We start from the raw sequence: 13722 nt of genomic DNA, 5'->3' as shown, positions 1-13722 counted from the left end.
GTTACCGGCCGAGTTCGGCGTGGGCGCTGGAGAGGTGCCGCGAGGCGAGCGCGGAGAGCAGCGAGAGTTCGCCCGCGAGCGAGCCGACGGCGATGCACTCGGCGAGGGCGTCGGCGTTGGAGCCGGCGGGGTCGCCGCCGCCGCTGACGCCGAGGATGTCGAGGCCCTCGGACTGCGTCGGGAGCTTCGTGCCGCCGCCGACGGTGCCGACTTCGAGGGAGGCGATGGAGACCGAGACGTAGAGGTCGCCGTCCTGCACCTCGGCGGTCGTGATGGCGTTCGCGCCCTCGACGACCTGCGCCTCGTCCTGCCCGGTGGCGAGGAACATCGCGGCGACGACGTTGGCGACGTGGGCGTTGAAGCCGAGGCTCGCGGCCTTCGCGGAGCCGACGAGGTTCTTGCGGGTGTTGAGTTCGGCGACCGCTTCGGGCGTGGTGTGCAGGCGCTCTTCGACGACTTCGCGTGGGATGCGCACGTCGGCGGTGACGCTCCGGCCGCGGCCCTCGACGGCGTTGATGGCGGCGGGCTTCTTGTCGGTACAGAGGTTGCCCGACAGGGCGACGAGCGAGGCGGTCGTCTCTGCTTCGACGACGCCGCAGGCGGCCTCGGTGGCGATGGTGGCCATGTTCATCCCCATCGCGTCCTTGGTGTCGTAGCGGAATCGCAGGTACACCGAGTTGCCGACGACGTACGGCGTCACGTCGAGGAGTTCGCCGTGGTTCGTCGTCTCCTCGGCGGCCTCCTTCAGCGCCGCGAAGTTGTCGCGAGTCCACGAGACGAGCGCCTCGGCCTCGGCCACGTCGGCGACGCGGAACACCGGCGCGCGGGTCATCCCGGACTTGAGGACGCGAGCGGTCGCGCCGCCGGCGCTGTTGATGACCGAACAGCCGCGGTTGACCGACGCGAGGAGCGCGCCCTCGGTGGTCGCGAGCGGGAGGTACTTCTCGCCGGCGACGGAGCCGCCGTCGACGCTGACGGGGCCGGCGACGCCCATCGGCACCTGAATCGCGCCGACCATGTTCTCGATGGCCGACTCGGCGGCCTCCGCGGGGAAGCCGTAGTTCCCGACCGCGTCGAGCGACGCGCCGGATTGCGATTCGACGAGCAACCGGCGCGCCTCGGCGGCGGTGTCGGCGTCGGCGTGCGCTTCGAGTTCGTGGAGGCGGAGTTCGCCCTCCCGAACGCGGTCGGCGAGGGACGCGGCGTCTGTCATGCTCCGACGTTTCCCGCGCCGGCCCTAACGCGTTCCGGTTCTTTCAACGCGCCCACCGACCCGGCCAACGTCAGCCGCGGCGACCGACCACCGACCGGCCACCCCGCCGCCTCCCGAACCGTTTTGCCCTCCCGCGTCGGGGTCGAACGTATGACCGCGGCAGCGGACCTCGTACTGACGAACGCGGAGGTACACACCCTCGGGTCGCCCGACGAGACGCACGAAGCCGTCGCCGTTCGCGACGGCGAGGTCGTCCGCGTCGGCCGCGCGTTCGACGTGGAACTCCTCGCCGGCGTCGAGACGCGGGTCGTCGACTGCGGCGGCCGCGTCGTCCTCCCCGGCTTCATCGACGCCCACACGCACCTCCCGATGGTCGGCCGGTCGCTCGTCCACGCCGACCTCTCAGAGGCCGACTCCGCGGCCGAGGCGGTCGAACTGCTCCGCGAGCGGGCCGCCGAGGTCGAACGCGGAAACGAGGGTGATGGCGACGGGGCGGGCGACGACGAGACCAGCGACGACACGGACTGGGTGCTCGGCTACGGCTACGACGAGAGCACGTGGGACGACTCAAGATATCTCACCCGCGACGACCTCGACGCCGTCTCCGAGTCGCGCCCCGTGGTCGCCTTCCGCGAGGACCTCCACACCGCCGGCGTCAACTCGGTCGTCCTCGACCGCTACGCCGACGAGATGCCCGACTCGGGCGTCCAGACCGCCGGGAACGGCGGCGATGGCGACGCCGGCGAGCCGACGGGTGTCGTGGTCGAGGGCGCGGTCGACGTGCTCCGCGAGGCGACCGAGCCGGGCCGCGAGGAGATGGGGGAACTCGTCCGCGCGGCGCAGTCGTACGCGACCGCCCGCGGCGTCACCGGCGTCCACGACATGGTCCGCGGCTCTCGCGCGCCCGAGGTCTACCGCGACCTCGCCGACGCCGGCGAACTGGCCCTCCGCGTCCGAATCAACTACTGGTCCGACCACCTCGACGCGCTCCGCGAGGTCGGCCTGCGGACGAACCACGGGGGCGGGAGCCGCCGCGACCTCGTCACCGTCGGCGCGATAAAGACGTTCACCGACGGGAGCTTCGGCGGGCGGACCGCGAAGCTCACCGACCCCTACGCCGACGCCGCGGCGGACCCCGACGCGGCCGACGACGAGACGGGCCAGTGGGCCGTCGCCCCCGAGGAACTCCGCGACCTCGTCGCCGACGCGGACGAGTCGGGCTATCAACTCACCGCGCACGCCATCGGCGACGCGGCCATCGACGCGGTGCTCGACGCGTACGAGGAGACCGACGACCCCGGCGCGGCCCGCCATCGGGTCGAACACGTCGAACTCGCGTCCGACGAGGCCATCGAGCGCTTCGCCGAGTTGGGCGTCGTCGCCTCGGTCCAGCCGAACTTCCTGAAGTGGGCGGACGAGGGCGGCCTCTACGACGCCCGCCTCGGCGAGCGACGCCTGCGGACCAACCGCTACCGCGACCTGCTCGACGCTGGAGTCGACCTCGCGTTCGGGAGCGACTGCATGCCGCTCGGGCCGCTGCTCGGCGTCGACCTCGTCACCGACCATCCGAACCCCGACCAGTCGCTCACCGTCACCGAGGCGCTTCGGGCGTACACCTCCGGCGCGGCCTACGCCGGGTTCGACGAGGACCGACTAGGGACCGTCGCGGTCGGGAGCGCCGCCGACCTCGTCGTCCTCGACGAGTCGCCGTGGGAGACCGACTCGATTCGTGACATTGCAGTCTCGATGACCGTCGTGGACGGTCGCGTCGTCTTCGAACGCGACTGAACGAGTAATCGCCATCGACACCGGCGGGATTTCGAAGAAAATTATTCTTCAACAGAGTAGCGACTGCTTTCGGCTTCTAACATTCGATCGGGTGTAAGTACCACCGGCCAATCGGCTATGTAGAGAATCTTTACGGGTAAGTGGCGAGTATTGAAGAAAAATATTTTTCAATAAGGCCCGATGATTGGACTTCCACCGTGGTGACCAATCGTGGTTGAATTACAGTCGGTCGGGTTCGAGTCGGAGCTCAGCCTGTTCAAATACGACACGCTCGAACAGCTTCCGGAGAGCCACCGCGACCTCGACGAGGCCGCCCGCTCCCGGCGAATCGCCGCCGCCCGCGAGGAACTCGGCGACCGAGTCATCGTGCTCGGACACAACTACCAGCGACGCGAAATCGTCGAGCACGCGGACTTCATCGGCGACTCCTACGAACTCTCGAAACGCGCCGCCGAGTCGGACGCCGAGTACGTCGTCTTCGCCGGCGTGACGTTCATGGCCGAGAGCGCAGACATCATCACCGACGACGACCAGACGGTGATTCTCCCGTCGATGGAGGCGTCGTGTCCGATGGCCGGGATGGCCGAGGCCGTGCAGGTCGACTCCGCGTGGGAGACGCTCGTCGAGGAGTCCGGCGGCAAGGACATCATCCCCGTGACGTACATGAACTCCTACGCCGACCTGAAGGCGTTTTGCGCCTCCCACGGCGGGCTCATCTGCACCTCCTCGAACGCCGCCGACGCCTTCGAGTGGGCCTTCGAGCGCGGCGACGCCGTGCTGTTCCTGCCCGACAAGCACCTCGGGCGCAACACGGCCGACGAACTCGGCATCGACGAGGTCGTCGAGTGGGACCCGTGGGCCGGCGACGTGGCCGAGTCGATGGGCGCTGCCGACGAGGTGGAACCCGATATCCCGGACCTCGGCGACGCCGAAGTCATCCTCTGGGACGGCTACTGTCAGGTCCACGAGCGCTTCCGCGTCGACCACGTCGAGGAGGCGCAGGCCGACGGCGCGAAGGTCGTCGCCCACCCCGAGTGCCGCCCGAGCGTCGTCGCGGCCGCCGACGAGGTCGGCTCCACGAGCCACATCTGCGACGTCATCGAGAACGCCGACCCCGGCGAGACGTGGGCCATCGGCACCGAGGTCCACCTCGCGCGACACCTCGCGCGCTGGCACCCCGAGGTCGACGTGCGCCCCCTCTGCGGCGACGCCTGCATGGACTGCAACGCCATGCGGCAGGTCGACCCCAACTACCTGACGTGGGTGCTCGAAGAACTCGCCGCGGGCCGCGAACCCAACGTCGTCGAGGTCGCGCCCGAGGAGAAGGAACTCGCCGCGGTCGCGCTCGACCGTATGCTCGAACTATGAAGGCCGACGTGCTCGTCGTCGGCTCCGGCATCGCCGGCTGCGCCGCGGCCCTCGCCGCCGCCCGCGAGGGGGCCGACGTGCTCGTCGTCACGAAGGCGACCGAACCCGAGGACGCCGCGTCCGACTGGGCGCAGGGCGGCATCGCCGTCACCCAGTCCGCGCCCGAGGAGTTCGCCGCCGACATCCGCCGGGCGAGCGACGGCACCGCCGACCCCGAGGCCGTCGAGACGCTCGTCTCCGAGTCCCGAGCCGTCGTCGAGGACGTGCTCTTGGACACGCTCGAAGTCGAGTTCGACGCGGTGGGAGACGGCACCGACGCCGCCGACTTCGACCTCGCCCGCGAGGCGGGCCACTCCAGCCGCCGCATCCTCCACGTCGACGCCAGCACCGGCGCACACGTCCTCCGGCCGTTTCTCCAGCACCTCTCGGCCCGCGACGGCGTGCGCATCGTCGAGGACGCGACGGCCCTCGACCTCCTGACCGAGGAGGGGACCGTCCGCGGCGCGACCGTCCTCGCCGACGGCGAAGTCGAACCGGTGTTCGCCGGGGCGACCGTCCTCGCCACCGGCGGCATCGGCGACTGTTACGCCCGGTCGACCAACCCCGCGGGCGCGACCGGCGACGGCGTGGCGATGGCCGCGCTCGCCGGCGCGACCGTCTCGGACATGCAGTACGTCCAGTTCCACCCGACGGCGTACGACCCTCGGACTGACCAACGGGCCGACGACGACGCGCAACCGTTCCTCGTCAGCGAAGCCGTTCGCGGTGAGGGCGCGGTCCTGCGCGACGCCGACGGCCACCGCTTCATGCCTGACGTGCACGAAGACGCCGAACTCGCCCCCCGAGACGTGGTCGCCCGCGCCGTCTCTCGCGCCCGCGACCGAACCGGCCGCGTCGTCCTCGACGTGTCCGACCTCGACTTCCGCGAGGAGTTCCCCGACCTCGCGGCGCTGTGCGACGACCGCGGCGTCGACCTCGACGCCGGCATCCCGGTCGCGCCGAGCGAGCACTTCCTCTGCGGCGGCGTCGCCGTCGACGACCGCGGCAGGACCTCGCTGTCCCGCCTGTTCGCCGCCGGCGAGTGCGCCCGCACCGGCGTCCACGGCGCGAACCGACTCGCCTCGACCAGCCTGCTCGAAGGCCTCGTCTGGGGCGTCCGCGCCGGCGAGACCGCGGCCGAACGCGGCCGTGGCGAAGCCGAGACCGTCGAGTACGCGCCGCCGCGCGACTCCGACCCGGCGCTCCCCGACGCCTTCGCCGACACGAAGTTCGACCGCCTCGGGCGGACGATGGACGAGTTCGTCGGCATCGAACGCACCCCCGACGGCCTCGGCACCGCGCGGGCTCGGCTCCGCCGCCTGAAGGGCGAGGTGGACGCCTACGCCCGCACCCGCGTCTCGCGGTCCATCTACGAACTCCGGAACGCCTGCGTCTCGTCGCTCCTCGTCGCCCGCGCGGCCGCCGACGCGCCGTCGGCCGGCTGTCACTCGCTCGTCGACTCGGACGGAAGCGAGGGAAGCGAGGGAAGCAAGGAAGACGAGCAAGGCGACGACGCCGAACAGGGGGTGACCCCGAGTGCTGACGACTGAGACGGTCGAGCGCTGGCTGACCGAGGACGTCGGCCACCGCGACGTGACGAACGACGTGCCCGGCGACACCACCGGGCGACTCGTGGCGAAGGAGCCGGCTGTCGCCGCCGGTCTCGACGCCGCCGTCGCGGTCTTCGACTCCCTCGGCGTCGAGGCCGAGAACGCGGTCGAGGTCGGCGACGCGGTCGAGGCGGGCGACGTGGTTCTCCGCGTCGCAGGCGACGCCCGGAACGTCCTCCGCGGCGAGCGCGTCGCCGCCAACGTCGTCGGCCACGCCTCCGGCGTCGCCACCACGACCCGCGAAGCCGTCGACGCCGCCCGCGAGGTGTCGGACTCGGTTCGGGTCGCCGCGACCCGCAAGACCACCCCCGGCCTCCGCGGCGTCGAAAAGCGCGCCGTCGTCGCCGGCGGCGGCGACACCCACCGCCTCACGCTCTCTGGGATGGTGATGGTCAAGGACAACCACGTCGCAGAACTCGGGCTGGAGGAGGCGGTCCGCCGCTTCGCCGAGCGAAAGTCGTTCGCGACGAAGCTCGAAGTCGAAGTCGAGACGCCCGAGATGGGCGAGCGCGCCGCGGCCGCCGGGGCCGACATCGTCCTGTTCGACAACCTCCCGCCCGAGGCGGTCCGCGAGGGCGTCTCCCGACTCCCCGAAGGCGTCATCTCGGAGGCCAGCGGGGGCATCACGCTGGAGACGCTCCCCGCCTACGCCGACACCGGCGTCGACGTGGTCTCGATGGGGTGGCTCACCCACAGCGCGCCGAGTTCCGACTTCTCCTTCCGGACCGGGTGAGCGGGGCAGTCCACCCACGCCGAAGGGAAAACCCCTTACTGCCGGTCGTCGCACTCGCGGGCAATGGGCTTCTTCGACGACCTCCGCGAGCGCATCGAGGCGACAGACAGCGTCGTCTCGGTCGGCCTCGACGCCGATATCGACCGCATCCCCGAACACCTGCTCGACAAGGACCTGCCGCGCTGGGCGTTCAACCGCCGCATTATCGACGCGACTCACGAGCACGCCGCGGCGTTCAAGCCGAACGCGGCGTTCTACGAGGACGAAGACGGCTGGCGCTCCCTGCGCGAGACCATCGCCTACGCCCACGGGAAGGGCGTGCCGGTCCTGCTGGACGCCAAGCGCGCCGACATCGGCAACACGACCCGCAAGTACGCCGACCTGCTCGACGACGCCGACGCCATCACGGTCAACCCCTACATGGGCCGCGACTCCATCCAGCCGTTCCTCTCGCGGGCGGACAAGGGCGTGTTCGTCCTCTGCCGCACCTCGAACCCCGGCGGCTCCGACCTCCAGTCGCTCGAACTCGACTCGGGCGAACCCCTCTACGAGCGCGTCGCCGCGCTCTGCGACCTCTGGAACGAACACGGGAACGTCGGCCTCGTCGTCGGCGCGACCGGTCCCGACGAACTGGAACACCTCCGCGAACAGGTGCCCGACCTGCCCTTCCTCGTCCCCGGCGTGGGGGCGCAGGGCGGCGATGCCGAGGCTGCCGTCGAGTTCGGCCTCGCCGACGGCGTCGGCCTCGTGAACTCCTCGCGCGGCATCATCTTCGCCGGTGAGGACGACGGCGAGCAGTTCGACAAGGCCGCCGGACAGGCGGCGAAGCGCCTCAAAAAGCGGCTGAACCAGTATCGCTGAGCCGACGCCAGCGGTCGGTTTTCCCGGCCGAACCGTCCGGCAGTCGCCGCCCGGCGAGACGTTTACCACCGTGCGACCCTAACTGCGCCCGTGGACCGAGACCGACTCGTCATGGGGCTCGCGGCGGTGTTCGCGGGTATCACCATGCTCCTCGTCGTGTTGGCGTTCGCCTACCGACAGCTCTTGTTGCTGTTCGTCGCCGTCCCCTTCGGCGCGACGACGTACTTCATGTACGCCCACGTCAGCGGCCGCCTCCACGAGCGGTTCCGCCGGACGCGCGTCCGCGCCGACGCCGGACGCGGCGGGTTCGGCTTCCGGTCGGAGCGACGGCGAGGCGACCGCCGGGAGACCGGCGGCTTCGGTGCGGGCCCCCGCGGCGACCCCCAAGAGGGACCACGAGCCGGTCGGTTCGGTCCCGACGGCGGATTCGCCGGCGACCGCCGTCGCCGACAGCGAACTGGCGGCGACGGACCGAGCGTCCGCCCGCCGCGGCGCGGCATGAGCCGACAGCAGGCCCTCGACACGCTCGACCTCGACGCCGACGCCTCCGAGGACGACGTGAAAGCGGCCTACCGCGAGCGGGTCAAAGAGACCCACCCGGACTCGAAGACCGGCGACGAGGAGGCGTTCAAGCGCGTCAACCGCGCCTACGAGCGCCTGACCGAGTAACGCGTTTCCCTTTTTACTCGCATCCGACCGCCACGAGTCCCGACGAGCGCGTCCGCGTCGGTCTCCGTCTCGATTGCGGTATGTTCTCATGGTAATCGCTACCGCGGAAAGCGTTTTCACGGTCGGTTTCCTACCCGCTTCCATGAGCGCGGATCGGGCTCTCTTGGACGAGGCCCTCGAGCGCGGTGAGGAAGAAGGCGGAAACGTCGAGTTCAAAGAACGCCTCACTCGCGCCGTTCACCTGTCCGACGGCCGGATGGAGTCGCTCGCGGCGCAACTCAGACACCGAGTGCTCTCCGGCGACGGCGTGGCGACCTACGTGGTCGGCGTCACCGACGACGGCGGCATCGCCGGCATCCCGCCGGACGACTTCTCCGAGACCATGGACGTGCTGTCGCTTCTGGCCGAAGAGGCCGGGGCGCACATCGAAGACGTGGAGACGTGGGGCGTCGGCGACTCGGCCGAACGCGGCCTCGTCGGCGTCGCGACCATCCGCGAGGGCGCGATGCTCGACGTGGACGACGACCACATCGTCGTCGGCACCGCGGGCCACGTCGACCACGGCAAGTCCACCCTCGTCGGGTCGCTCGTGACCGGACAGGCCGACAACGGCAACGGCGGCACGCGGTCGTTCCTCGACGTACAGCCCCACGAGGTCGAACGCGGCCTGTCGGCGGACCTCTCGTACGCCGTCTACGGCTTTTCCGACGACGGTCCGGTCCACATGCGAAACCCCCACCGGAAGTCCGACCGGGCGCAAATCGTCCAGGAGGCCGACCGGTTGGTCTCGTTCGTCGACACCGTGGGCCACGAGCCGTGGCTCCGGACGACGATTCGCGGCCTCGTCGGCCAGCGCCTCGACTACGGCCTGCTCGTCGTCGCCGCCGACGACGGCCCGACGCGGACGACCCGCGAACATCTCGGCATCCTGCTCGCCATGGAACTGCCGACGGTCGTCGCCATCACGAAGATCGACGCAGTCTCCGAGGAGCGCGCCGCCGAGGTCGAACGCGAGGTCGAACGGCTCCTCCGCGACGTGGGCCGGACGCCGCTGAGCGTCGAGCGCCACGGCGTCGACGCCGCGGTCGAGGAGATAAGCGAGTCCGTCGTCCCGCTGTTCCTGACGAGCGCGGTCACGATGGACGGTCTCGACGACCTCGACCGGCTGTTCGAGTCGCTCCCGAAGCGCAGCGCCGCCGAGGGCGACTTCAAGATGTACATCGATCGGATCTACTCGGTCACGGGCGTCGGCGCGGTCGCCTCCGGCACGGTCAACTCCGGGGCGGTCGAAGCCGGCGACAAACTGCTCTTGGGGCCGATGTCCGACGGCGAGTTCCGCGAGGTCGAGGTCCGCTCCATCGAGATGCACTACCACCGAGTCGACCGGGCCAACGCCGGCCGCATCGTCGGCATCGCCCTCAAGGGCGTCCGCGAGTCCGAAATCGAACGCGGGATGGTGCTCCTCCCGGCCAACTCGGAGCCCACCGCCGTCCGCGAGTTCGAAGCCGACGTGATGGTGCTCAACCACCCGACTCGGATTCAGGAGGGCTACGAGCCGGTCGTCCACCTCGAAACCATCTCCGAGGCGGCCGTCTTCCACCCCGACGGCGGGCGACTCCTGCCCGGCGACACCGGCACGACCCGCGTGGAGTTCAAGTTCCGGCCGTACTTCGTCGAGGAGGGCCAGCGATTCGTCTTCCGCGAGGGCCGGTCCAAGGGCGTCGGGACCGTGACGAAGGTCGATTAAAACAGCACGGGCGGCGACTCCGCTTCGTTCCCGCCGACTGTCAGTCCGCGTCCTCGACCGCGACGTAGCCGTCCGATTTTCTCGCCGCCGCGCCGAACAGCACCGCCCAGTCGAGTAGGCGGGCGACTCTGTCGCGCCAGCGCGACTCCCACCCCTCCGGGTCGCGGTGGCGCTCCCAGTTCGGGACGGTCGGCTCGAACGCGTCGAACACCGCGTCCACCGATTTCGGCTCGTCGCCGAGGGCGTCGAGCGCCTCGCGCGCGCCGAAGACGTTCGACTCGAAGGCGGCCCGCAAGTCGTCCTGTGTCGGGTCGTCGCGGACGCGCTCGAAGCCGCGGCTCACTTCGCGGGCGAGCCCGAGCGACTGGCAGAACACGAGCCAGTCGCGGCCCTCGTCGGGCGTTACGTCGAGTCGCTCGGCGACGCGCCCGCAACAGTCGTCTTCGGTCCCCGGAACCAGGGGGACGGCGCGGTGGGCGTCCCACAGCCGGTCGAGGGAGTCCGGCGCGGGCGGGACCGGCTTGCGCCTCACAGTCCGAACGAGTCGGCGAGCACGTCCTCGTCGGTCTCGCCGAGGGTGTACGTCGGGCCGTTGACCACGTCGACCGTGACCTGCGCGGGGCCGAACACGTCGGGGTCGACCTCGCCGAAGTCCCAGTCGGCGTCTTCGAACAGCTGCTCGAACGGGACGCCGTAGTCGGACCCGGCCGTGGAGACCGCGCGGTCGAAGTCGTCGAAGTCCTCGCTGACCGTGACGTGGACGCGCCCGCCGTAGGCGACGGCGTCGTTCGTCCGGCCCATGGCGACGCTCTCGTCGTAGCTGACGGGCGCGAGCGGGGCGGAGCCGTTGATAGAGAGGATGCTCGACGGGTCGTAGCCCGCCTCGAAGAGGTTGAACACGGCGAGTTCGGCCGCGCGGGCCGCGCCCGTGACGCTCCCGACGAGCGAGCCGGTCGCGTAGGTCGGCAGGAAGATGGCGCTCGGTTCGAGGCCGGTCGTCTCCGCGACGTGTTCTGCGACCTCGTCGGTCGGGAGGTCGATGCTCTCGACCGAGAGGACCGTCAGGTCGAACTCGTCGTAGTAGCCGAGGTGGTGGAACTCCTCTTCTTCGCCGACCAACGCGCGGGCCGGGCCCGAGCCGAGGCCGTCGAAGTCGTCGAAAGCGAGCTCCCAACCGGCCTTCTGCGAGCAGAGGAGGGCGAGCGCTGGGCGGTCGGTGGAGAGTTCGACGTACGGACGGGGCGTGCCGGCGACGTCGCCCATCCGCGTCTGTACCGTGGCGAGACCCGCGGTCTGAATCTCCGCGAGGAGCATCCCCGCTTCGACACCGCCGTCGGCGTCGACGCCGAAGTCGATGACCGTCGCGCCCGAGTCGAGTTCGTAGCCCTCGATGCCGAGTACCCCGGCGAAGTCGAGCGCCTCGTCGACCAGTTCGATGGCCATCCGATTGATGCTGTCCATGCGAGGCGATTGCGCGCCTTCGGCTAAAGGGTTTGTCAGTCACCCACCGCTACGGGTTGCGTGGACGTGTCTCGTGTCTCGCGTGGCGGAAACGCACGCGGGCCACCGCGGCCCGCGAATCTACTCGCGGTCGCTTCTGGCTTCTCGCCCGAGGTGGGCTTCGACGGCGTCGACCTTGTCGGCGGCCGTCTGGTCTTTCGTGCGCTTGTCGTCTATCTTCAGGAACGTGCTCACGCGGTCGCCGTCGACCGCCTTGTGGGCCGCGCCGACCGCAGCGAGCAGTTCGTCGATGTCGTCGGCCTCGATGACCGTTCCCATCGGGTTCGTCTCGTAGGACACCTCGAAGTCGTCGAGGGCCGCGACGGCCTTGGCGACCTCGCCCGACATGCTCCCTTCGACGACCGGTGCGACGCTCAACATGGCGATGACTGTCATGGTCGAACCCACGCGCCACGCGGTAGTAAAACGCGGTGGGCCCGTCGCCCGTCGGTCGGTTCGATGACGGAACCGACGAGGCTATCTTCTCGAACAGCCAGAGAGTTCGATATGTTCCAGAGCGAACTCACTCGGATGGCGCTCGTTGCGGGGGCGAACGTCGTCGGCGGGGTGACCCTCGGCTCGGCCATCGGTGGAACGGTCGGCTACGCGGTGGAGTGGACCGCGACAGGAGCCATCTTGGGGCTGGCGGTCGCCGTCTTCGCCGCCCGTCGGTAGCCGCCATCACCGCCAGCCGCCACCGCCCACCGACCGCGCATCGCGCTTTTCTCGTCGGCCGACGTATCAGCGTCCATGAATCCGCGCGTCACGAGAGCGCTCACGCTCGGCCGGGCCATCGTCTACGAGGTGCGCACCGAGCGGCTCACCTTCATGGCGGGAAGCATCGCTTACGGGGCGTTCGTCTCGCTGTTACCGCTGTTCCTGCTCGTCCTCGCGGCCGTCTCCGCCACCGGCGACAGCGGCCTCCGCGAGGGCGTCATCGCCGTCATCCAATCCGTCTTGACTCCCGGCGCGGGCGACGTCATCGTCGCCGAACTGGAGTCGTCGACCCAACTGGCGAGCCTCTCTGTCGTCGGGGTGCTCGTGTTGGTGTGGGGGACGCTCCGCATCTTCCGCGGCCTCGACACCGCCTTCTCGGACATCTACGAGTCGGAGGCGGCCAACACCTTCGCCGACCAGCTCTCCGACGGCATCGTCGTGCTCGTCACCGTCTCGCTCGCCGTCGTCGCCGGCGCGCTCATCGAGTCCGTGCTCCCGGCGCTCGACGGTGCGCTCGGATGGGTCGTCTACCGCGGCCTCCTCGTCGCCGTCCTGTTCGTGACGTTCTACCCGATGTACTACATCTTCCCCGACGAGGACGTGACCTACCTCGAAGTCGTCCCCGGCACCCTCGTCGCCGCCGTCGGACTGACGACCTTCGAGTCGCTGTTCCGGCTCTACGTCGAGTTCAGTAGCCGCGCCCCCGAGTCGAGCGTCGTCGCCGGCATCCTCGTCCTCCTGACGTGGCTCTACTTCAGCGGGCTCGTCATCCTCCTCGGCGCGGCCGTCAACGCGGTGCTGTCGAACCGCTCGCGCGACGTGAACGTCCGCCCGGTGTTCGGCGGCGTCCCGCTCGACTCGCAGACCGACATCGTGACTCGCCGAGAGGTGACTGCGGCCATCGAGCAGTTCGACCGCCTCGTGGCGGCCGCTCCGGACGAGGACCTGACGGTTCGGGTCGGCGACGAATCCGTCACGCTCCCCCGTCCCGAACGGGTCGTCAGCGACACCGAGACCAGTCGGTTCCTCCCGGAGGGACCGGTCAGACTGGAACTCAGATGGTCCTCGTGGCCTGACAGTCAAGAGAAGTGACGACGGGCGTTATGGAGCTCGCGTGCGTATGTGACACTATGGCAATAAAGACACCCGCGCGACCGACTCAGCCGGCGCGACCGCTCGAACAGGACCGACCGCGGTGGGAGACGGTGGAGACGACCGACGAGACCGCCTCGCGCGCGGTTCGGCCTCCGACCGTCGTCGAACACCGGCGACTGCCCGAGAAGAACTTCGGCGAGGCCCGACTCGTCTGGCGCTGCGACGACTGCGGCGAACTCGGCTCGTTGACCGCGTTCCCGTCGGCGTGTCCCGACTGCGGCGCGAGTCGCGAGGCGCTGTTCTACTTCACCGAGGACTGAACTCCCTCGGTCGAGCGCGGTCCGCCACCGGCCGACCGCGACCGTTTTCCCGCCGGCCGACG

At 70.1% G+C, this 13722-nt stretch carries 14 protein-coding genes; 10 read left to right on the top strand and 4 right to left on the bottom strand.

The annotated features are described in order from the left end of the window. Nucleotide 1: 1 nt before the first annotated feature. Entirely contained in the window at nucleotides 2-1213 is a 1212-nt protein-coding gene (gene hmgA, locus AUR65_RS11330; RefSeq protein ID WP_058566976.1) for a hydroxymethylglutaryl-CoA reductase (NADPH), read from the bottom strand. A 150-nt stretch (nucleotides 1214-1363) separates the two neighbouring features. On the opposite strand from hmgA, the gene AUR65_RS11325 reads away from it, so the two are divergent. The 7 genes from AUR65_RS11325 to AUR65_RS11295 all read left to right on the top strand — a co-directional run bounded on the left by AUR65_RS11325 (nucleotide 1364) and on the right by AUR65_RS11295 (nucleotide 10028). Then, nucleotides 1364-3001 carry an amidohydrolase gene (locus AUR65_RS11325; protein ID WP_058566975.1) on the top strand — a complete coding sequence of 546 codons (1638 nt, stop codon included), beginning with the start codon at nucleotides 1364-1366 and terminating at the stop codon, nucleotides 2999-3001. Between the two features lie 210 nt (nucleotides 3002-3211). Next, nucleotides 3212-4369, top strand: coding sequence for a quinolinate synthase NadA (gene nadA, locus AUR65_RS11320; RefSeq protein WP_058566974.1), 1158 nt, complete (start codon nucleotides 3212-3214; stop codon nucleotides 4367-4369). Further along, nucleotides 4366-5958 carry an L-aspartate oxidase gene (locus AUR65_RS11315; protein ID WP_058566973.1) on the top strand — a complete coding sequence of 531 codons (1593 nt, stop codon included), beginning with the start codon at nucleotides 4366-4368 and terminating at the stop codon, nucleotides 5956-5958. Before nadA ends, AUR65_RS11315 begins: the two co-directional genes overlap by 4 nt. Next, nucleotides 5945-6751 (top strand): carboxylating nicotinate-nucleotide diphosphorylase, encoded by an 807-nt coding sequence (gene nadC / locus AUR65_RS11310; RefSeq protein WP_058566972.1) that lies wholly within the window; start codon nucleotides 5945-5947, stop codon nucleotides 6749-6751. The genes AUR65_RS11315 and nadC overlap by 14 nt, the downstream gene beginning before the upstream one ends. 63 nt (nucleotides 6752-6814) lie before the next feature. Beyond that, nucleotides 6815-7612, top strand: coding sequence for an orotidine-5'-phosphate decarboxylase (gene pyrF / locus AUR65_RS11305; protein ID WP_058566971.1), 798 nt, complete (start codon nucleotides 6815-6817; stop codon nucleotides 7610-7612). Between the two features lie 90 nt (nucleotides 7613-7702). After that, a complete protein-coding gene (locus AUR65_RS11300) occupies nucleotides 7703-8281 on the top strand; it encodes a J domain-containing protein (protein WP_058566970.1) in 579 nt (192 codons plus the stop codon). A 142-nt stretch (nucleotides 8282-8423) separates the two neighbouring features. Then, nucleotides 8424-10028 (top strand): GTPBP1 family GTP-binding protein, encoded by a 1605-nt coding sequence (locus AUR65_RS11295; protein ID WP_058566969.1) that lies wholly within the window; start codon nucleotides 8424-8426, stop codon nucleotides 10026-10028. Between the two features lie 40 nt (nucleotides 10029-10068). Here AUR65_RS11295 and AUR65_RS11290 read toward each other — a convergent pair whose 3' ends face one another. The 3 genes from AUR65_RS11290 to AUR65_RS11280 all read right to left on the bottom strand — a co-directional run bounded on the left by AUR65_RS11290 (nucleotide 10069) and on the right by AUR65_RS11280 (nucleotide 11924). Further along, entirely contained in the window at nucleotides 10069-10560 is a 492-nt protein-coding gene (locus AUR65_RS11290) for a hypothetical protein (RefSeq protein WP_058566968.1), read from the bottom strand. Further along, nucleotides 10557-11489: a methenyltetrahydromethanopterin cyclohydrolase gene (gene mch, locus AUR65_RS11285; RefSeq protein ID WP_058566967.1), complete on the bottom strand. Its 933-nt coding sequence runs from the start codon at nucleotides 11487-11489 to the stop codon at nucleotides 10557-10559. The genes AUR65_RS11290 and mch overlap by 4 nt, the downstream gene beginning before the upstream one ends. A gap of 120 nt (nucleotides 11490-11609) precedes the next feature. Further along, the gene (locus tag AUR65_RS11280; protein ID WP_004062408.1) at nucleotides 11610-11924 is read right to left on the bottom strand and encodes an MTH1187 family thiamine-binding protein; all 315 of its coding nucleotides are present in this window, start codon (nucleotides 11922-11924) and stop codon (nucleotides 11610-11612) included. A gap of 111 nt (nucleotides 11925-12035) precedes the next feature. Between AUR65_RS11280 and AUR65_RS11275 the strand changes: the two genes are divergently transcribed. The 3 genes from AUR65_RS11275 to AUR65_RS11265 all read left to right on the top strand — a co-directional run bounded on the left by AUR65_RS11275 (nucleotide 12036) and on the right by AUR65_RS11265 (nucleotide 13660). Continuing rightward, nucleotides 12036-12203 carry a hypothetical protein gene (locus AUR65_RS11275; protein ID WP_233194354.1) on the top strand — a complete coding sequence of 56 codons (168 nt, stop codon included), beginning with the start codon at nucleotides 12036-12038 and terminating at the stop codon, nucleotides 12201-12203. A gap of 75 nt (nucleotides 12204-12278) precedes the next feature. Continuing rightward, a complete protein-coding gene (locus tag AUR65_RS11270; protein WP_058566965.1) occupies nucleotides 12279-13337 on the top strand; it encodes a YihY/virulence factor BrkB family protein in 1059 nt (352 codons plus the stop codon). A gap of 38 nt (nucleotides 13338-13375) precedes the next feature. After that, entirely contained in the window at nucleotides 13376-13660 is a 285-nt protein-coding gene (locus tag AUR65_RS11265; RefSeq protein WP_058566964.1) for a DUF7130 family rubredoxin-like protein, read from the top strand. The last annotated feature ends 62 nt before the right edge of the window (nucleotides 13661-13722 follow it).

This window comes from Haloferax marisrubri (assembly GCF_001469875.2).
Lineage (GTDB): Archaea > Halobacteriota > Halobacteria > Halobacteriales > Haloferacaceae > Haloferax > Haloferax marisrubri.
Note: the sequence above shows the minus strand (reverse complement) of the source record. Positions and strands in the feature narration are given on the sequence as shown.